The sequence below is a fragment of the Jujubicoccus corallicola genome (assembly GCF_047345645.1).
Classification (GTDB): domain Bacteria; phylum Pseudomonadota; class Alphaproteobacteria; order Rhodobacterales; family Rhodobacteraceae; genus JBLEFH01.
Genome location: NZ_JBLEFH010000009.1, coordinates 146113 through 165892, shown reverse-complemented (window position 1 = coordinate 165892; position 19780 = coordinate 146113). Strand labels below are relative to the sequence as shown.

Annotated in this window: 20 protein-coding genes; 13 read left to right on the top strand and 7 right to left on the bottom strand. The window is 61.6% G+C overall.

The features are described from left to right. Positions 1-178: 178 nt before the first annotated feature. The 13 genes from ACMA5I_RS13990 to ACMA5I_RS13930 all read left to right on the top strand — a co-directional run bounded on the left by ACMA5I_RS13990 (position 179) and on the right by ACMA5I_RS13930 (position 15156). Complete coding sequence (locus ACMA5I_RS13990) at positions 179-1579, top strand: family 4 glycosyl hydrolase (RefSeq protein WP_525886897.1); 1401 nt, start codon at positions 179-181, stop codon at positions 1577-1579. Beyond that, positions 1579-2463 carry a carbohydrate ABC transporter permease gene (locus tag ACMA5I_RS13985; protein ID WP_525886896.1) on the top strand — a complete coding sequence of 295 codons (885 nt, stop codon included), beginning with the start codon at positions 1579-1581 and terminating at the stop codon, positions 2461-2463. The genes ACMA5I_RS13990 and ACMA5I_RS13985 overlap by 1 nt, the downstream gene beginning before the upstream one ends. 4 nt (positions 2464-2467) lie before the next feature. Then, complete coding sequence (locus ACMA5I_RS13980) at positions 2468-3382, top strand: carbohydrate ABC transporter permease (RefSeq protein ID WP_525886895.1); 915 nt, start codon at positions 2468-2470, stop codon at positions 3380-3382. Continuing rightward, complete coding sequence (locus ACMA5I_RS13975; protein WP_525886894.1) at positions 3382-4503, top strand: ABC transporter ATP-binding protein; 1122 nt, start codon at positions 3382-3384, stop codon at positions 4501-4503. The genes ACMA5I_RS13980 and ACMA5I_RS13975 overlap by 1 nt, the downstream gene beginning before the upstream one ends. A 29-nt stretch (positions 4504-4532) precedes the next feature. Further along, the gene (locus ACMA5I_RS13970; protein WP_525886893.1) at positions 4533-5792 is read left to right on the top strand and encodes an ABC transporter substrate-binding protein; all 1260 of its coding nucleotides are present in this window, start codon (positions 4533-4535) and stop codon (positions 5790-5792) included. Positions 5793-5842: 50 nt separating this feature from the next. Then, positions 5843-7351, top strand: a complete 1509-nt coding sequence (pglA, locus tag ACMA5I_RS13965; RefSeq protein WP_525886892.1) for a polygalacturonase PglA — start codon at positions 5843-5845, stop codon at positions 7349-7351. After that, a complete protein-coding gene (locus ACMA5I_RS13960) occupies positions 7348-8427 on the top strand; it encodes a glycoside hydrolase family 88/105 protein (RefSeq protein WP_525886891.1) in 1080 nt (359 codons plus the stop codon). The genes pglA and ACMA5I_RS13960 overlap by 4 nt, the downstream gene beginning before the upstream one ends. Then, positions 8427-9854, top strand: a complete 1428-nt coding sequence (locus ACMA5I_RS13955) for a pectinesterase family protein (protein ID WP_525886890.1) — start codon at positions 8427-8429, stop codon at positions 9852-9854. The genes ACMA5I_RS13960 and ACMA5I_RS13955 overlap by 1 nt, the downstream gene beginning before the upstream one ends. Further along, on the top strand, positions 9847-10674 hold the full coding sequence (locus ACMA5I_RS13950; protein ID WP_525886889.1) for an NAD-dependent epimerase/dehydratase family protein: 828 nt from the start codon (positions 9847-9849) through the stop codon (positions 10672-10674). Before ACMA5I_RS13955 ends, ACMA5I_RS13950 begins: the two co-directional genes overlap by 8 nt. Continuing rightward, positions 10667-12184 carry an aldehyde dehydrogenase (NADP(+)) gene (locus ACMA5I_RS13945; protein WP_525886888.1) on the top strand — a complete coding sequence of 506 codons (1518 nt, stop codon included), beginning with the start codon at positions 10667-10669 and terminating at the stop codon, positions 12182-12184. The genes ACMA5I_RS13950 and ACMA5I_RS13945 overlap by 8 nt, the downstream gene beginning before the upstream one ends. 70 nt (positions 12185-12254) lie before the next feature. Next, positions 12255-13157, top strand: coding sequence for a 5-dehydro-4-deoxyglucarate dehydratase (gene kdgD, locus ACMA5I_RS13940; RefSeq protein WP_525886887.1), 903 nt, complete (start codon positions 12255-12257; stop codon positions 13155-13157). A gap of 10 nt (positions 13158-13167) precedes the next feature. Beyond that, on the top strand, positions 13168-14304 hold the full coding sequence (locus ACMA5I_RS13935; RefSeq protein ID WP_525886886.1) for a mandelate racemase/muconate lactonizing enzyme family protein: 1137 nt from the start codon (positions 13168-13170) through the stop codon (positions 14302-14304). After that, the gene (locus ACMA5I_RS13930; protein ID WP_525886885.1) at positions 14305-15156 is read left to right on the top strand and encodes an amidohydrolase family protein; all 852 of its coding nucleotides are present in this window, start codon (positions 14305-14307) and stop codon (positions 15154-15156) included. A 70-nt stretch (positions 15157-15226) separates the two neighbouring features. On the opposite strand, the gene kduD is transcribed toward ACMA5I_RS13930, so the two are convergent. The 7 genes from kduD to ACMA5I_RS13895 form a co-directional block, all read right to left on the bottom strand. Beyond that, complete coding sequence (gene kduD / locus ACMA5I_RS13925; RefSeq protein WP_525886884.1) at positions 15227-15967, bottom strand: 2-dehydro-3-deoxy-D-gluconate 5-dehydrogenase KduD; 741 nt, start codon at positions 15965-15967, stop codon at positions 15227-15229. Then, positions 15964-16788, bottom strand: a complete 825-nt coding sequence (gene kduI / locus ACMA5I_RS13920; RefSeq protein WP_525886883.1) for a 5-dehydro-4-deoxy-D-glucuronate isomerase — start codon at positions 16786-16788, stop codon at positions 15964-15966. The genes kduD and kduI overlap by 4 nt, the downstream gene beginning before the upstream one ends. A gap of 116 nt (positions 16789-16904) precedes the next feature. After that, entirely contained in the window at positions 16905-17600 is a 696-nt protein-coding gene (locus ACMA5I_RS13915) for a FadR/GntR family transcriptional regulator (RefSeq protein ID WP_525886882.1), read from the bottom strand. Positions 17601-17830: 230 nt separating this feature from the next. Continuing rightward, on the bottom strand, positions 17831-18025 hold the full coding sequence (locus ACMA5I_RS13910; protein ID WP_525886881.1) for a CsbD family protein: 195 nt from the start codon (positions 18023-18025) through the stop codon (positions 17831-17833). 108 nt (positions 18026-18133) lie between these two features. Then, positions 18134-18994 (bottom strand): histidine kinase dimerization/phosphoacceptor domain -containing protein, encoded by an 861-nt coding sequence (locus ACMA5I_RS13905; protein WP_525886880.1) that lies wholly within the window; start codon positions 18992-18994, stop codon positions 18134-18136. 9 nt (positions 18995-19003) lie between these two features. Next, a complete protein-coding gene (locus ACMA5I_RS13900; RefSeq protein ID WP_525886879.1) occupies positions 19004-19531 on the bottom strand; it encodes an RNA polymerase sigma factor in 528 nt (175 codons plus the stop codon). Next, the gene (locus ACMA5I_RS13895) at positions 19528-19761 is read right to left on the bottom strand and encodes a NepR family anti-sigma factor (RefSeq protein ID WP_525886878.1); all 234 of its coding nucleotides are present in this window, start codon (positions 19759-19761) and stop codon (positions 19528-19530) included. Before ACMA5I_RS13895 ends, ACMA5I_RS13900 begins: the two co-directional genes overlap by 4 nt. Between the last annotated feature and the right edge of the window lie 19 nt (positions 19762-19780).

The following is a 19780-nucleotide window of genomic DNA, read 5'->3' as shown; positions in this document are numbered from 1 at the left end:
GATGACTTGTGTTGCTGAAGATCGCGCATGAAAGATGCGCAAAATCATGAAGATAGGTAATTTCTGATATTTCCCCTTGAAAGCAGATGAAAACTTATCATACAAAAAGTATGACAAGTTTTTCGTGCCGAGAGTTTCCGCAGATGAGGCCCGCACAGAGGCTGGGGGGAATGTCAGAATGACAGCACAGCGCGACGAGAAATTGCCCGTGACGATCGCCTATATCGGTGGCGGATCTGTCAATTGGGCGCTCGGGCTGATGGGGGATCTCGCCTATGATGAGAGCCTTGCCGCCGAGGTGCGACTCTATGATCTCAATCGCAAAGCGGCAGAGGAAAACGCGGCCCTTGGCGCGCGCTATGCCCATGTGAGTAAAGGGTTTCCGGCGCGATACACCGTCTGCGACACGTTAGCGGAGACGCTGACGGGCGCGGATGTGGTCGTCGTCTCGATCCTGCCGGGCAGCTTCGACGATATGGCGCAGGATATCGAGATCCCGGCGCGCTACGGGATCACGCAATCGGTGGGCGACACGGTGGGGCCGGGCGGCTATGTCCGCGCCCTTCGCGCCATCCCGATGATGCTGGAGATCGGCGCGGCCATCGCGGCTCATGCACCGCACGCTTACGTATGTAATCTGACAAATCCGATGAGTGTTCTGACAGGCGCGCTTTACCGGGCGTTCCCGGAGATCCGTTGCTGGGGCGAGTGCCATGAGGTGACGAAACTGCGCAAGCAGGTCGCCTGGATCGCCAATCGCCGCGACGGAGGCGCGCGCTGGACGCAGCGCGATGTGGAGGTCAACGTCCTCGGCATCAACCATTTCACCTTCGTGGACCGGATCAGCCTCGGCGGCGCCGACATGATGCCCGCCTATCGCGATTTCGTGGAGGAATTCGCGGGGCCGGGTTGGACCGCCGCGCCGGTGGACCCGGCGGATGAACATGCGCGCTATTTCGAGGATCGCTCGCGGGTGAAGTTCGATCTCACCCGGCGCTTCGGGATCGCGGCGGCGGCAGGGGACCGGCATCTCGTCGAGTTTCTGCCCGCGGATCTCTATCTCGCGCAGAATGACGACTGGGATTTCGGCATCACGCCGATTGCGTATCGCAAGCGCGACAATGCGGCCCGCCGCGACGCGCGCGCGGCGCTTTTGCGCGGTGAGGGCGAAGTGCAGCCGAAACGCTCGGACGAGGCGCTGGTCGATCAGATCCGCGCGCTTATGGGCGGGGAGCCGCATGTGTCCAACGTAAATATGCCGAACCGCGGCCAGATCGCGAATTTGCCCGAAGGTGCGATTGTGGAAAGCAATGCGCTCTTTTCCGGCCTTGGCGTGACGCCGCTTCTGGCGGGCCGTCTGCCCGAGGAGCTGGCGGCGATCACCCGCGATCACGCGGCGCGCCAGTCGGCCTGGCTGGAGGCGGTCGCCACGGGCGATCACAGCACGATTTTTGAACTGTTCCGGTCTGACCCGTTGGTCGCGCCACTTGGCGATAACAAAGCCCGCGAGATGCTCGCGGAGATGATCCTGGCAACGGCAGCCCATCTGCCAGAGGCCCTGATAAAGGAGGTTGCCTGATGGGAGGAGAAAGCAAATATGTGGGGCTGTGGTATGTCGCGCCCTATGTGATCGGCCTGCTGCTGTTCACCGCATTTCCGTTTGTTGCGTCGCTCTATCTCAGCTTCACCGATTATGACTTGCTGTCATCCCCGGAATGGGTCGGCACGGAGAATTACGAGCGGCTGTTTACCCGCGACCGCACGTTTAGCAAATCGCTGAATGTGACGTTGCTGTATGTGTTTTTGACCGTGCCGCTGAAGCTCGCCTTCGCGCTCTTCATCGCGGTGGTGCTGAATTACCGGCTCAAGGCGATCAACCTCTTCCGCACGGCCTATTATGTGCCCTCGATCCTCGGCGGCTCCATCGCGATTGCGGTGCTGTGGCGCTATATCTTCGCGGATACGGGCCTTGTGAACATGGTCATCACGGCGCTTGGCGGCGAGCCGATCAACTGGTTCGGCGACCCGGAAAACGCGCTCTTTACCATCACGCTGCTGCGCTGCTGGCAGTTCGGCTCGGCGATGGTGATCTTCCTCGCGGCGCTCCAGTCGGTGGACAAATCGCTCTATGAAGCGGCGTCGATTGACGGGGCCGGTCCGTGGCAGATTTTCCGCAATATCACCCTGCCGCTCATCACGCCCGTGATCTTTTTCAACCTGATCATGCAGACCGTGCAGGCGTTTCAGGAATTCAACGGCCCCTACATCATCACGCAAGGCGGCCCTCTCAAATCCACCTATCTGCTGCCCCTTTATATCTATGACGAGGCGTTCAAGAGCTTCGATATGGGTTACGCTTCGGCCATTGCCTGGGTGCTGTTCGTCATCATCATGGTGCTGACGCTGGTCGCCTTCTGGTCGTCGAAAAAGTGGGTCTATTACGCAGGCGACAAGCGGAGCTGAACCTATGTCCATGTTATCCGAACTTCCCAGACAAGACGCCGGCGAACGCCAGCCGCCGACCGCGCTGGAGCTCAAGCTCCGCCGCAAGGCCCGCGTGAACGCGATCATCCGCTACACGCTGCTGACGGTGATTGGCCTGATCATGGTCTATCCGCTGATCTGGCTCGTTGGGGCGTCCTTCAAGACCAATGCAGAAATGTTCTCCTCGCCCTCCTTCTGGCCGAGCGAGCCGACCTTGCAGGGCTATATCGACGGCTGGAAAACCTCGACGCCCTACACATTCGGGCATTTCTTCCTCAACTCGCTCTGGATCATCATTCCCAAGACCATCGGGACGGCGATTTCCTGCACGCTGGTGGCTTACGGCTTCGCGCGGTTTGATTTTCCCTTCAAGAAGATCATGTTCGCCTCGGTGATCGCGACGCTGCTTCTGCCGAATGTCGTGACGCGCATCCCGCAATATCTGCTGTTCCGCGATATTGGCTGGCTCGACAGCTTCCTGCCGCTCTGGGTGCCCTCGGCACTGGCGGGCGATGCGTTCTTCGTGTTCATGATCATCCAGTTCCTGCGCGCCATCCCGCGCGACATGGAAGAGGCCGCGCGTGTGGACGGGGCGAACACCCTTCAGACGCTGATCTATGTGGTGGTGCCGATGCTGATGCCGGCGATCATCTCGGTCTGCCTCTTCCAGTTCATGTGGACGATGAACGACTTTCTCGGGCCGCTCATCTACATCTCCTCGGTGGACAAATATCCTGTGAGCCTCGCGCTCAAACTGTCCATCGACACCACCGAAGCATTTGCCTGGAACCAGATCCTCGCAATGTCGGTTCTCGCACTCGCGCCGTCACTCTTGGTGTTCTTCATGGCGCAGAAATACTTCATCGAAGGCATCTCGACAGGGGGGGTCAAAGGCTAATGGCTCAGTTACAACTTCGTTCGGTCGAAAAGACCTATGGCAACGGCTTCAAGGCGGTTCACGGCATCAATCTCGATGTGGCGGAAGGGGAGTTCATGGTGCTGGTTGGCCCATCGGGCTGCGCCAAATCCACCACGCTGCGGATGATTGCCGGTCTGGAGACCATCACCGGCGGGGAGATCCGCATCGGCGAGCAGGTCGTCAACGATCTCGTCCCCGGCAAGCGCGGCATCGCGATGGTGTTCCAGAACTATGCGCTCTATCCGCATATGAAGGTGCGCAAGAACCTCTCTTTCGGACTCAAGCTGAAGCGCAAGCCGAAAGAGGAGATCGAGCATAAGACGGAAGAGGTGTCGGGCATTCTCGAAATCGAGACCCTGCTCGACCGTCTGCCCAAACAGCTTTCGGGCGGACAGGCGCAGCGGGTCGCCCTTGGGCGCGCGCTTATTAAGCATCCCGAAGTCTTCCTCTTTGACGAGCCGCTTTCGAACCTCGATGCGAAACTGCGGGCCTCGATGCGGGTGCGGATCACCGATCTGCACAAGCGTCTGCGGCAGGAAGGGCGCCCGGCGACGGTGGTTTACGTGACCCATGACCAAGTCGAAGCCATGACCATGGGCGACCGGATCTGCGTTATGAAGGACGGCCACATCATGCAGGTGGCGGACCCGGCGACGCTCTATGAAGCGCCCGCGAATGATTTCGTGGCGGGGTTCATCGGGATGCCGGAAATGAACCTTGTTCTTTGCGATCTTGCGCGCGGTGACGGCGCGCCGGTGCTGACCGTGGGCGGGCAGACAATCCGCGTCCATGACGGGCTGGCGGAGCGGCTGAACACCAGCGAGGGCGTGGTGAAGCTCGGCATCCGCCCGCAGCATCTCGAACTGGTCGCCGCCGAGAGCGAAGACGCCTTCACCGGCACGATCAGCAATCTCGAATTCATGGGGCATGAGGTCAATGTTCATGCCGATGTGGGCGGGGCGACCTTCGTGAGCGTCGTGCCCTCCGAGAAATTCGACAAGAACCTGCAACGCGGCGATGCCGTGGGCCTGAGGCCCGACGGCAAGCGCATCCATATTTTCGATAGCGAAAGCGGCCTCAACCTGTCGCTGGCGCAATGACCATCTGGCTCAATCTGGGAGGAATGAAGATGAGAAAGATTTTTGTAACCACACTTCTGGCAGGCACCGCGCTGTCGAGCGCATCGCAGGCCGCCGATCTGCGGATGAGCTGGTGGGGCGGGGACAGCCGCCACATCGCCACTCAAGAGGCGCTCAAGGTTTGCGGCGAGAAATACGGCCACACGATCCAGCCGGAATTCACCGGATGGACCGGCCATTTCGAGAAAGTCGCCACCCAGATCGCGGGGCAGACCGAAGCGGACATCATGCAGATCAACTGGCCCTGGCTGCCGATCTTTTCGGAAAGCGGCGACGGGTTCGCGGATCTCAATCAGTTCTCGGACACGATTGATCTGTCGCAGTGGAATGAGGATGAGATCGCCGCAGGGACCGTGGACGGCAAGCTGAACGGGCTGTCGATCTCCACCACCGGCCGCCTCTTCGTGTTCAACAAGACGACCTGGGAACAGGCGGGGCTGGAGCTTCCCGAAACTTGGGATGATCTGATGGCCGCGGGCCCGGTCTTTCAGGAGCAGCTTGGCGAGGGCTATTATCCCTTTGAGGGGATCGGCCTCGACGGTTCGCTGATCGTGACCCTTTACGGCACCCAGAAAACCGGCAAATCGCTGATCGACGCGGAGACCAATGAGATCGCATGGACCGAGGAAGACATGGTCGATGCGCTGAATTTCTATCAGTCGATGGTCGATAACAACGTCATCCAGGCCTGGACCGATGTGGCCGCTGCGGGCAATGTGCCGCTCTTTGAGAACCCGAAATGGGCGAATGGCGAGCTTGCTGGCACCTATCAGTGGGACACGACCTATTTCAAAATCTCCGATCCGCTTCAGGACGGGCAGGAGCTGGCTTACACCGATCTTCTGTCGCAGGAGGGTCAGCAGACCGCCGGGATTTATCGCAAATCCTCCATGCTCTTTGCGATCTCGCGCAATTCCGACAATCAGGAAGCCGCCGCGCAGATCGTCAACTGCCTGCTGAATGAGCCGGAAGGGGTGACGGCCATGGGCTCGGCTCGCGGTGTCCCGGCCTCCGATGCGGCGCGCGAGCAGCTTCTGGCGGAGGGCATTCTTCAGCAAGAGCAGGTCGATGCGCAGCAGCTGATCCTCGATGCGGAAGGCCCGGCGATCCACCCGTTCATGGAGCATCCCGATGCGCGTTCGGCCCTCGATGACAATCTTGAGCTATTTGCCTATGGCGAGATTGATGCCGAAACCGCCGCGTCGGATATGTTCTACGGGCTGAACGAACTGCTCGACGAAATCCGCTGATCTCCCTGGCCGGAGCCTTCGGGCTCCGGTTCCCTCCAAGGTCTTTCCCCATGACAGTCACGCTTGAACTTGTTTCCCTTTCCGCGCGCACAGCGACGCTTCTCTGCCGCGACGGCGACACGCGCTATCATTTGGGCGGGCCGCGTGACTGGCGGTTGACCCTTGCGGGCGGCGAGCCCGTTCAGAGCGGGCAAAGCGATGTCGCGCCGGTCTTTCTCGAAGCGCTGTCGCCGGAGACGGACTATGTCTTTGCCATGGGCGGGGCCGACTTGCGTTTCCGCACCGCCGCCTGCGCAGGCGCGGTCAATGTCGCGGATTTCGGCGCGGACCCGGAGGCGGCGGACAACAGCGCGGCCTTTGCGGAGGCCATCGCCGCCGTGCCGCAGGGGGGCACGCTGATGGTGCCGCCGGGCCGCTACCGCATCCGCCCGATTTTCCTCAAAGCGGATATGACGCTGTATCTGCCCGAAGGGGCCACGCTTTACGCCGATCACGACCGCGCGGGCTGGCCGATCCTGCCGCCCCATGACGATGCGGGCCGGGTCATCGGCACATGGGAAGGCTTGCCCGAAGCGGCTTTCGCGGCGCCCGTGACGGCGCTTGATTGCAATAATCTCATCATCACCGGACGCGGCACGCTCGATGCGGGCGGCGACCGGGGCGATTGGTGGGACTGGCCGAAGGAGACCCGCGACGGCGCGCGCCGCCCGCGAGCGCTCTTCGTCGCGCACGGCAAAAATGTGCAGCTTTCGGGGATCACCGTGCAGAATTCCCCAAGCTGGACCGTCCATCCCTACCGCATCGACCGGCTGACCTGCGCCGCGCTGCGGATCGAGAACCCGCCGGACAGCCCGAACACTGATGGGCTGAACCCGGAAAGCTGCACCCATGTTGATCTCGTCGGCATCCATTTCTCCGTGGGCGACGATTGCATCGCGGTGAAGGCGGGCAAGCGCACGCCCGCCAAGGTGGAGCATATCGCGCCGACGCGGCTGCTGAAGGTCCGTCACTGCATGATGGCGCGCGGCCATGGCGCGGTGGTGCTCGGCTCCGAGATGAGCGGCGATATCACTGATGTTCATGCTTATGCGTGCGAATTTACCGGCACGGATCGCGGCTTGCGGATCAAGACCCGGCGCGGGCGCGGCGGCAAGGTCGCGCATGTCCGGTTCGAGAATGTGCTGATGCGCGATGTGGCGACGCCCTTGGCGATCAATGCGTTTTACTACTGCGATCCCGATGGGCGCAGCTCCGCCGTGCAGTCGCGCGGCCCGCGCGCGGTCGATGCCAGCACGCCGGAGATTTACGATATCTGCTTTGAAAATGTGACGGCAACCGGGGTGCAAGCGGTCGGCGCGGCGATCCTTGGCCTGCCGGAAATGCCGGTGAAGGCGGTGGCGCTGCGCGGCTTTCAGGTCAGCTTCGCGCCGGATGCGGCCCCGCAGATCCCCCTCATGGCGGATGATGTGCCCGCATTGAGCAACACGCCGATCTGGAGCGATTTTGCCGAAGTGACCGGCACGGTTGAGGTTTTGAGCAATGAAAAGGAGCCGCAATGACGCTGGCCGAGTATTTCACGGATTTTGTTGCGGATTATCAGCCCTATAAGGGCGGCAATTGGTGCTATGAGGACGGCTGCATCTATCGCGGTCTCGCGCTTTTGGCTGAGGCCACAGGTGAGGCGCGCTGGCGCGAGATGCTGGCAGTGCGTCTGGATGCCCAAATCGAGCCGGGACCGGCGCTGACCGGCTATAATCCTTCGGATTACAATATCGACAATATCCTGTCTGGCCGCGCGGCGCTCTATATGTATCGGGAGACCGGCGCTGCGCGCTATCTCGACGCGGCGAAGCTTCTCATGCGCCAGCTTGCGAGCCATCCGCGCACAAAATCCGGCGTCTATTGGCACAAGCTGCGCTATCCGTGGCAGATCTGGCTCGACGGTCTCTATATGGGCCAGCCGTTTCAGATCGAATACGGGCAGATCACCGGCGATGACGCGCTCATCGCGGACAGTCTGGCGCAACTCGGCGCAGCGCTCGATGCGCTGGCGACGCCCGAAACCGGCCTCTATGCCCACGCGATTGACGAGGCGAAAATGCAGCCCTGGTGCGACCCTGAGACCGGGCAGTCTCACGCCCATTGGTCGCGCTCGCTCGGCTGGCTTGTCATGTGCCTTGTCGATGTGGCCGAGTTGGTCGGGCCGGAACGGTTTGCGCCGCTGAAGGCGCGGACGGAGAAGCTGCTCGCGGATATTGCGGGCTATCGCCAAGCGGAAGGCGCGTGGCTGCAAGTGCTGGACCGCCCTGATCTTGCGGAGAATTATCTCGAAAGCTCGGCCTCTGCGATGTTCGTCTACGGGCTGCTGCGCGGTTCGGATCTGGGGCTCTATGACGGCGATGTGTCGACGCTGATGGAGGATCTCACGCGGTTTGCGATTCAGCCCAATGACGCGGGCGGGCAGAGCATGGTGGAGATGTGCGAAGTCGCGGGTCTCGGCTGGTTCGAGGGCCGGTTCCGCGACGGCTCGGCGGAATATTATCTGACAGAGCGCCGCGTGGCCGATGATGCCAAAGGCGTCGGGCCGATGATGATGGCCTATGCTGCGGATTTGCTGCACAAAAAGGCTGGGTGATGGACACGCTGAAACACGCCCCTTCTGACCTCATTTGGGCCGCGCGGCACCGCGGCGTGCGGCCCGTTCTGACCGACGCGCAGGCCGCGCGCTTCACCCGGCAGGCGGTTCTTGCGCTCACCGGCCCGGCGGGGCAGGAGCGCTATGAGCCGTGGACGCCCGCGCGCGAGATCCGCAGCGACCCTTGCGATTATCTGGTGGATCCGGAGGCGGCCGCGCCCGCCCTTGGCACCGTGCAAGAGGCAGTCGACGCGGCGATCCGGAGCGGCAAAACGGGCCGGGTGATCATTGATCTCGCGCCCGGCACGTATCACGGGCTCGTTTATCTGCCGAAGGTGCAGGGCAGGGGGCTCGCCTTCACCCTGCGCGGGCGCGGCGCGACGCCGCAGGATGTGGAGATCACCGCCGCGATTGATGCGGAAATGCCGGGCGCGGAGTATCAAACCCGCTTCGGCGCAGCGTTCGAGACGGCCGCCCGGGAAAGCCGTGCGATTTTTGCGAGGATTGCTGCGCGGGAGACCTTGAGCACGGCCAATGCCTCCGTCATCCGGACCGAGGCGGATGACACGGAGCTCTTCAATCTCACCATCCGCAACGCCTATAACGCCGACCGCGCCGCCGCGACGCCGGAGGGATTTTCTCCTGACGCCATGGGCCGTTACCCGCGCGGGCAACATCAGGCGGTGGCCTTTCTGAGCGCGGGTGCGGATCGCGTCGTGCTCGGCCATGTGCATCTCAAAAGCTATCAGGACACGCTTTACCTTCAGGCCCCGGACAAGTTTTCGACGGTGCGCAGCTATCTTTTCGACTGTGATATCGAAGGCGATGTGGATTTCATTTTCGGCCAGTCCACCGCCTATTTCGAGGGCTGCACCCTGCGCGCGCTCGGTGCGCGCGGCGCGCGGTGCTGGGTGACGGCGCCGTCCACACATATCCGCACGCCCTTTGGCTTTGTCTTTGAGGATTGCGATTTTGTCGACGACGGCGCGGCACCTTTGGGGCGCGTCCATCTGGGCCGCCAATGGTTTGAGGCCGTGAAAGCGTCGCCCTACGGCACGCCGCCAGTTGCGGGCTATGCGGTGACGCTCGGGCCGGTCAGCTATTACACGCCGCCCAAGGGCGAGATTTCCGAGGCGAGTCTCTTCTCCGTCGGCAAATGCGTCCTTCTGAACTGCCGGATCGGCCCGCAGATCAATCGCGCCGCGCCGTGGGATGACTGGTCCGGTCCGGGTTACGCGGCGGACGGCGCGCTCTTGCCGGGTCCATGGCAGCCACGCTACCGCCCGCATCAGATCGGACCTTCTGATTTCAAACGGTTTTTATCAAACTGGCCGGAACTGGCGCAGGTTGATCTCTCGGATCTGGACCCCGAAGATATCTGGCTTGGCGAATACAACACGATGGAAAGTGAGGCGCGGCATGGCTGACCCTGACCAAAAGATGAAGCGCATTTTGCTAACCGGCGCGACCGGCAGCATGGGCACGGCGATCCGCCCGCTGCTTGGCGAGATCGCCGAGGTCGTCGTGGTCTCGGGCCGCCGGGAGATCACGGATCTTCTGCCCCATGAAGAGAGCGTCCAGACCGAGCTGACCGACCCGGACGGCATGGCCCGCGCGGTCGCCGGGTGCGACGGGATCATCCATCTCGGCGGCTATTCCATCGAGGGGCCGTTCCGCCCGATCATGGAGGCCAATATCGAGGGCGTTTACACGCTCTACGAGGCGGCGCGGGCGCACGGGATGCCGCGGATCATATTCGCCTCGTCCAACCATGTCGTCGGCTACCACCCGCAATCGCAGACCATCGACGCGACGGCGCTGCCCCGGCCCGACAGTCTTTACGGCGTCTCCAAAGTGTTCGGCGAGGCGCTGGCGCGGATGTATTTCGAGAAATTCAGGCAAGAGACGGCGATCCTGCGCATCGGCTCCTGTTTCGATCAGCCCGAGGATCACCGGATGCTGGCGACCTGGTTGTCTTACCGCGATTTCGTGGCGTTCTGCCGGGCGGCGTTTACCGTGCCGGACCTCGGTTGCCCGATCGTTTATGGCGCGTCGGCCAATGACCGCAGTTTCTGGGACAACAGCGCCGCCGCCGCGCTCGGCTGGGCACCGCAGGACAATGCGGAAGACTACGCCGCGGCGGTCGAGGCGGCGCATCCAAACCCCGATCTGAGCGCCCCGATCCACCGCTATCAGGGCGGAAAATTTACCGAAATTCCGATTTTGACGGAGGAAAACCATGACTGATTTCAGCCCCCACGGGAAGCATTTGATTGCCGGCGACTGGGTTTCTGGCGAGCGGAGTTTTGCGTCGGAGCCTGCGCATGGTCCGTCGCATGATTTCAGCGTCGGGTCTGTTGATCTGGTGAACCGCGCCTGCGAGGCCGCGGAAGAGGCGTTTTGGAGCTACGGGTATGCGAGCCGCGAGGACCGCGCCAAGTTCCTCGACGCCATCGCCGATGAGATCGACGCACGCGGCGAGGCCATCACCGAGATCGGCAGCCAGGAAACCGGCCTCCCCGAAGCACGGCTACAGGGCGAGCGTGGACGCACGGTCGGCCAGTTGCGCCTCTTCGCCGAGCACATCCGCAAGGGCGACTATCTCGACCGTCGCCATGATGAAGCGCTGCCGGATCGCGAACCGCTCCCGCGCCCCGACCTGCGGATGATTCAGCGCCCCATCGGGCCGGTCGCCGTGTTCGGTGCATCCAACTTCCCGCTGGCCTTCTCGACCGCGGGCGGCGACACCGCGGCGGCGCTCGCCGCAGGCTGCCCGGTCGTCGTGAAAGGCCATTCCGCCCATCCCGGCACCGGCGAGATTGTCGCCGAGGCGATCCATGCGGCCATCCAGAAAACCAACATGCCGAAGGGCGTCTTCAGCCTGATCCAAGGCGGCAATCGCGAGGTGGGCCAAGCGCTGGTCCAACACCCGCTGATCAAGGCGGTCGGCTTCACCGGCTCGCTTGGCGGCGGACGCGCGCTCTTTGACTTGTGCGCACAGCGCGACGAGCCGATCCCCTTTTTCGGCGAGCTCGGCTCGGTGAACCCGATGTTCGTGCTGCCCGACGCAGCAGCCAAACGCGGGGAAGAGATCGGCACCGGCTGGGCCGGCTCGCTGACCATGGGGGCGGGCCAGTTCTGCACCAATCCCGGCATCGCGGTGATCGAGAAAGGCGCGGCAGGCGACGCCATCGTCTCCGCTGCCAAAGCCGCGCTGTCGGACGCCGCGCCGCAAACCATGCTGACCGACGGCATCGCCAAGGCGTACCGCGACGGCCAAGCCCGCTTCGAGGGCCGCAACAGCGTAACGCCTCTGCTCTCGACCGAAAGCCAGGGCCGCGAAGCCAGCCCCAATCTTTACGAGACCGACGCGGAAACCTATCTGCAAGACCACGCGCTCGGCGAAGAGGTCTTCGGCCCGCTCGGCCTCGTGATCCGGGTCAGCGGTGTCGACGAGATGGCCACGCTGGCGAAGGGTTTCGAAGGCCAACTCACCGCGACGCTCCACATGGACGACGGCGACACCGCCGCTGCCCGCCGCCTGCTCCCGATCCTTGAGCGCAAGGCGGGCCGGGTGCTGGCGAACGGCTTCCCAACCGGTGTGGAGGTGGCCGACGCCATGGTCCATGGCGGCCCCTACCCGGCGAGCACGAACTTCGGCGCAACCTCGGTCGGCACGCTCTCCATCCGCAGGTTCCTGCGCCCCGTGAGTTATCAGAATATTCCGGAAAACGTGCTGCCGGAGGATTTGCGGTAGGGCGCAATCCTACGTTGACTTGTATGATAACTTGTCCTACAAATTTAGCAGACAACTAGGGATGACACATATGACACCTGATTCGCTCAAAACGGCCCTCGGCTCTGGCCTGCTCTCTTTCCCCGTGACGCATTTCGATGCGGATGGTGCCTTTGCGCGGGAAAGCTACAAGAAACATGTGGAATGGCTCGCGGGCTATGACGCGCCGGTGCTTTTCGCAGCGGGCGGGACGGGGGAGTTCTTCTCCCTTTCGCCGGAAGAAATTCCCGAAGTGGTTAAGGCGGCCAAGGAAAGCGCGGGCAAAACGGCGATCGTTTCGGGCTGCGGTTACGGTACGGAAATGGCGGTTTCGATCGCGCAATCTGTTGAAAAGGCAGGCGCGGACGGGATCCTCGTCCTCCCGCATTACCTGATCGACGCGCCGCAGGAGGGTCTTTACCATCATATCAAAAGCATCTGCGATGCGGTCGATTTCGGGGTGATGATCTACAACCGTGACAACTCGCAATTTGAGGTCGATACCGTCGCGCGGCTCTGCGATGCCTGCCCCAATCTGGTCGGGTTCAAGGACGGTTCGGGCGATATTGGCAAGATGCGTCAGATCACTGCGAAAATGGGTGATCGGCTGACTTATCTCGGCGGAATGCCGACGGCGGAGCTCTTCGCGGAGGCCTATCTCGGCGTCGGGTTCACCACCTATTCCTCGGCGGTGTTCAACTTTGTGCCGGAAATGGCAAATAAGTTCTACAAGTCGCTGCGCGCGGGCGATCGGGCGACCTGTGAGACCATTTTGAATGATTTCTTCTTCCCCTTCATGCAGTTGCGCGACCGCCGCAAGGGGTATGCGGTGTCGGCCATCAAGGCGGGCGTGCGTCTGGCAGGGTTTGACGCGGGCAAGGTGCGCGCGCCTCTGGACGATCTGACCAAGGAAGAGGAAGATATCCTGCGCCAGATCATGGACGCCAATAAGTGAGGCTAACCCGTTGAAAATCGTCGATGTCCGAACCCATCTTCTCGAACATGTGCTGGACACGGCCTTTGAAAGCGCGAGCATGCGTTTCGACCGGCGCACCCATGTGCTGGTCGAAATCATCTGCGATGACGGGACCGTGGGCTGGGGCGAATGTCTCGGGCCCGCGCGGCCGAATGCGGCGATTGTCGCGGCATATAAGGGCTTTCTTGTCGGACAGGATCCGCTGGAAAGCGAGAAATTATGGGCGGTGCTCTACAATGCGCTGCGCGATCAAGGGCAGCGTGGGTTAACAATCACAGCACTCTCGGGGATCGACATTGCGCTTTGGGATCTCAAGGGCAAGCATTTCGGTGTCCCGATTTCGACGCTGCTTGGCGGGCGCTGGCGGACGCGGATCGAGGCTTATGCGACCGGTAGCTTCAAGCGCGACGGTATCGACCGGGTGTCTGACAATGCAGAAGAAATGGCGGGCCATGCTGCGGCAGGATTCAACCGGATGAAGATCAAGATCGGTTTCGATCCGGCGGAAGATTTGCGCGTGATCGCCGCCGTGCGCGAGGCGATTGGCCCGGAGCGGCGGCTGATGATTGATGCCAATCATGGTTACACGGCGAGCGAGGCGATTTCTGTCGGACAACGAGCGGCGGAATATGGCATCGACTGGTTCGAGGAGCCGGTGGTTCCCGAACAGCTCGCCGCCTATCGCGAGGTGCGGGCGCGTCAGCCGATTCCGCTTGCAGCGGGTGAGACTTGGCACACCCGTTGGGGCTATCGCGAGCCGCTGGAAACGCGCGCGGTGGACATCATCCAACCCGACCTCTGCGGTGTTGGCGGGATCAGCGAAGCGAAGAAAGTCGCTGATTTGGCAAGCCTTTACGGGGTGCGCGTGGTGCCGCATGTCTGGGGGACGGCGGTGCAGATCGCGGCGGCGCTTCAGTTCATGTCCGCGCTGACGCCCGATCCGGTGCGGGGCAAACCCGTGGAACCGATTCTTGAATTTGACCGTACGCACAACCCGTTCCGCCAGGCGGTGGCGACCGCGCCGCTCGATCACGTCGATGGCTGGGTTGAGGTGCCGGACGGGCCGGGTCTCGGGATCGAGATCAACCGGGACGCGCTGCGTGAATTCGCACCGAAGGGGGCCTGAATGATTGAGCGGAAACTGACCGGGCCTGCGCCCTCTGTCCGATTGCCGGAAGGCACAGTGGACACGCAGATGCATATGTATTTAGAGGGTTTTCCTGCGCGAGAGGGCGGGCCGGGTCTGCCGCTGGATCCGCTGCCGACGCCGCAGATGTATCGCGAAGTGATGGGCTGGCTTGGCATTGATCGGGTCGTGATTACCCAAGGCAATGCGCATCAGACGGACAATGCTTGCCTGCTCGCCTGTCTTGACGAGATGGGGGAGGCGGCGCGCGGTGTGGCGGTTATTACGCCGGAGACAGACGAGGCGGAGATCGCACGCTTGTCGGAAAAGCGGGTTGTCGGGGCGCGGATCATGGATCTTCCCGGCGGCGCGATTGGTCTCGACGCGCTGGAGGCCATTGATGAAAAAGCCGCCAATGCGGGCTGGATGATGGCGGTGCAGTTTGATGGTTCGCATTTGCCGGATTTGGAATCGCGGCTTAAGGCGCTGAAATCCAACTGGGTTTTGGACCATCACGGCAAGATTTTCTCTGGCGCGACGCCGGAACATGTCGCGACGATCAAGCGGTTGATCGATGGCGGAAAAATGTGGTTCAAATTTGCGGGGTGCTATGAGAGCAGCCGCGAGGGCGGGCCGGACTACGCGGATATCGCGCAGGTTGCGCGGGAGATTGGCGTCTATGCGCCGGAACGCATCCTTTGGGGGACAAACTGGCCGCATAATATGGCCAAGGAAACAAAGGATTATCCCGATGATGCGGCGCTGATGGAGACGTCGCTGAGTTGGCTCGCCGATGATCATGCCAAGGCGCTGGCGCTGGTGGATAATCCGGCGGAGTTGTTCCAGTTCTAACCCCGCATCGCTTATGAAAAACGCCCGGTCTGCACGCGCAGCCGGGCGTTTTCTATGCGTTTTCTAGGGATTAGCGCGCCAGCCAGCCGCCATCCACATTCAGAACCGCGCCGTGGATATAGTCCGATGCGGGCGCGGCGAGGAACACCGCGGTGTCGGCAATATCCTCGGGATCCCCCCAGCGACCGGCGGGAATCCGGTCGAGAATGGCCTTGCTGCGCTCTTCGTCATTGCGCAGCGCTTCGGTATTGTTGGTTGCGATGTAGCCGGGCGCGATGGCGTTCACATTCACCCCTTTGGCGGCCCATTCATTGGCGAAAAGTTTGGTTAAACCCGCGACCGCATGTTTCGACGCGGTGTAGGAGGGTACGCGAATGCCGCCTTGGAAGGACAGCAGCGAGGCAATGTTAATGATTTTGCCGGTCTCGCCACGCGCAAACACTTCCCGCGCGAAAGCCTGACAGGTGAAAAACAGCGCCTTGGCGTTCACATCCATCACGGCGTCCCAATCGGCTTCGTCGAAATCGACCGCATCTTCGCGCCGGATGATGCCCGCATTGTTCACCAAGATATCGTAACCCGCGCCCGCAAACACATCCTTGGCGGCCATGGGATCGGCGAAATCGAGTTGGAGACCGGAGCCCTTGCCCCCGGCCTCCGCGATTTTCGCCAACGTCTCGTCGCAGCTGCGGCGACCAGCACAAACCACCTCGGCGCCCGCGCCGGCGAGAGCGACCGCAATCGCCTGACCGATGCCGGTATTCGCACCCGTCACCAGCGCCTTTTTTCCGTTTAAAGAGAAGCGGTTCATTTGAGATCCTTGGGCTGGATGAAGTCCATATCGGTGTAATCGACATTGTCGCCCGCCATCGCCCAGATGAAGGTGTATTCGCCAATGCCCGCACCGGAATGGATCGACCAGGACGGCGAAATCACGGCCTGCTCATCGCTGACAAATAGGTGGCGCGTCTCCTGCGGATCGCCCATGAGATGCAGCACGCGGCTTTCCTCATCCATGCCCCAATAGAGATAAGCTTCCATCCGGCGGTCGTGGATATGGCTCGGGATCGTGTTCCAGACGGAGCCTTCCTCAAGGGAGGTGTAGCCCAGAATAAGTTGGCAACTTTCCATGACTTGCGGGTGGATGAACTGTTTGATGGTGCGTTTGTTGGAGGTCTCCGGCGCGCCCAGTTTCACCTCGACACAATCGGCGACGGTGATGAGTTTCGACGGGTAGGTTTGGTGAGCCGGCGCGGAGGTCAGGTAGAAGCGGCCATTCCCGGTGAAGGTCACGGCGCCGGTGCCTTTGCCGAGATAGAGCACATCGCCGCGGTTCATCTCATAGCTGTTGCCGTCCGCCTCGACGGTGCCGGGCTCGCCAATGTTGACGATGCCCATTTCGCGGCGTTCAAGGAAGGTGTCCGTCTTGGTTTCTTCCACCTTATCAAGCACAAGCGTCCCGCCCGCAGGCACGGCGGCACCCAGAACGAAGCGGTCGTAATGGGTGTAGACGAGCCGGATTTCGCCATCTTTGAACATCCCTTCAGCCATGAAATGGGCGCGCAGCGCGTCCGTATCCATCGTCTTGGCATGTTCGGGGTGGATGGCGTGGCGTGTTTCAACGGTCAGCATGTGGGTCCTCCGGCATAGGTGAAAAATCGCCGCGTGATGCGGTCTTGTATAACAAGTTGTCATACATTTTTTCAGGAGTCAAACGGGACGTACTATGCCGCGCGTTTGGCCGCAATTTATTGCCGGAGCAGTTGGCGATAGCGGTTCTGGCTGCCTTTGAGATGGCGGCGCATGGCGCTCCGCGCGGCCTCTTCATCGCCGTCGAGGATCGCATTGACGATAGCCTCATGCTCTTCCTTGAGCAGCGCCAGATAGTCGGGGGAGACTTCGCGGGCCTCTGGTTTCAACCCGTGGCGGGGGATCATCTGCGCGCCAAGCATCCGAATAATCTCGGGAAAGCGCGGGTTGTTGGTGGCCTCTGCGATGGCGAGGTGGAGATCGAAATCCGCTTTATGGTCGAGGCCGGACTGGTCGATCGCGTCATTCACGGCCCGGAACGCGCCCATAATCGCTTCTTCCTGAGCGGGGGCGCGGCGGATGGCGGCGAGCCCGGCGGCTTCGACTTCAATGGCCGTGCGCAGTTCCAGTAGTTCGATCATCGAGGACAGCCGCGCCGTATCGACATTGCTGAAGGGGACGATGTTTTTCTCTTTGGGCTCAATGACAAAGACGCCCGCGCCGCGCTGCGAGTCCACCAACCCGTCGGCGCGCAGGGAGGCGATGGCCTCGCGCACCACCGTTCGCGAGACGCCGAAGGCCTCGGTCAGCCGCGCTTCGCTGGGGAGCCGGTCGCCCGGTTTATATTTGCCCGCATGGATCTCTCCACGGAGATTGTCGAGCACTTCGACGACGAGCGTTCTGCGTTTTGGCATAGGTGGCACCCCTCGCTTGCGGCAGATTGCCGCAGATTTATATGATGTCATATAGCATCATAATACGCGCGCTGCACAGGTGCTACGTTCAGTTTGGTGAAAATAGGGGAAAACGCGTTGTTTTGCGCGGAAAATGTGAGGCGGCGGTTGTCGGATCACCGTGCACAGCCATTCGCGCACAAAAAACGCCGGCGAGAAACGCCGGCGTTTGGGAGGAAGTTTCAGAAGTCTTAGCTGTTCATCCAGTCGTCGACTTCTTTCTTGGCTTCTTCTTTGGTCTTGCCGTATTTCTGCTGGAGTTTGCCTTCCAGCTGCTCACGGTCGCCATTGATCTGGTCGACTTCATCGTCGGTCAGCTCGCCCCACTTCTCGCGGACGGAGCCTTTGATTTCTTTCCACTTACCTTGGATTTCGTCCCAGTTCATAACTTTCTCCTTTTAAAAGCTATTGATATCTAACCAACGTGACGGAACCGGTTTGGTTCCCCGGGACGCAGAAAAAATCCAAATTTTTCCGAGAAAATAAATTGCGGATCAAAACCGAATGGCGATGGTCGTGTTGTCGGTCTCGAAGGTGCCGCCGATCTCGCGCGCATAGGCGGCGGTGAGGCGCTGGCTGAGCGTGTCGCTCGCGGTTGGCGGGGTGTCGCCGAGCAGGCGGATCGCGCCGGGGGTCGCGTGGATGCGCACCCGCGCCGCGCCCGCATCGCTGAAGCGTTTCAGGCCTTCGACGGTGAGGTGCAGAAGCGCACCGGTTTGCGGGATCGGCATGTCGATCTCGTCCACCTCGAGGGTCAGCTTGAGTTGCCGCATCAACCCGCTGGCGCGCAGGCTCGTCACCAAAGCGGGCAGGGCGGAGGCCATGCGTCGGATTTCGGCGGTTTCCAGATCATGCTGCGCTTTATGCACGACGCTGAGCATCTGGACGCGTTCGGCCATCAACTCGGAAATATCCGCGCCCTTCGCCTCGCGCGCGGCGAGGTGGATCATGGATTGGATGACCTGGAAATTGTTGTTCACCCGGTGCAACAGCTCGCGTTGCAGATCAAGCGCCGTGGTCTGCTGTGTGGCGGAGCGTTCCTCGCAGCAGGTGAGATCCTCGGCCAGCCCGCCAAAAGCGATTTCGAGCGGAGTGTTCGAGGCGAAGCTGCTGCCCGCGCGCGGGTCCTTGCGGAAATTCACGATGTCTTTTTCGAGCCGCGCCGTCTGGCGGTTCACGGCCCGGTCGCAGGCAACGCCGAAAATATAGAGGCTGCCCAGCAGGGCCGCGAGGGTCATCACCACGGAGACCGGGGCGGCGATGCTGGGCGCAAAGAGATGCATCGCGAGGGCCGCTGTCGCCATGGCCGCCGCGATGATGAAGAAAAAGGAGGTGCGCAGATTGCTCTGAAACATGTCTCCTCCCTAGGCGATAGAGCGGGTCGCTTTGAGTGGGGCGGCGCCGGGATCGGTGTCGTCGAGCTTCATCAGCTCGGCGAGTTCCTTGCGCGCGCGGTTCGTGCGGCTCTTCATCGTGCCGACCGCCACGCCGCAGGTTTCCGCCGCTTCCTCGTAAGACAGGCCAAGCGCACCGATGAGGGTCAGCGCCTCGCGCCGTTCGTCAGAGAGCAGCGCAAAGGCTTTGCGAAACTCCGCAAATTGCAGCTTGCTGTCATGGGCGGGCGCGACGGTGAGTTGCGCCGCATAATCGCCATCCACATCCTCAACCTCGCGGCCCGATTTGCGTTTGCCCGAGTAAAAGACATTGCGCAGGATGGTGAACAGCCAGGCGCGCAAATTGGTGCCCGCTTGAAACTTATCGAGATTGCTGAAGGCCTTGACCAGCGCATCCTGCACCAGATCGTCGGCGCGCACCGCATCGCGTGTCAAACTGCGCGCAAAGGCCCGGAGTGCTGGAACATGGTCCAGAATCTCATCACGGGGATCGCTCATCTATGGCTTCCCTTATTGGCAGCGGATTTCAGCTCCGCAATCAATTGGGCAAAACGGTCCGGCACCCCTTCCTGAACGGTCTCATCATAAGCATGCTTAAGATTTCGATCAATCAATTTGCGGAAACGGTCCGGCACCCCCTCATCGACGGTGTCTTGGAACGCCGCTTTGAGTTGATCGCCAATCAATTCCGTATTGTCTGACTTTGCTTCCTTACCCATCTTCGCCATCACATCTGGTTGTCTTTGC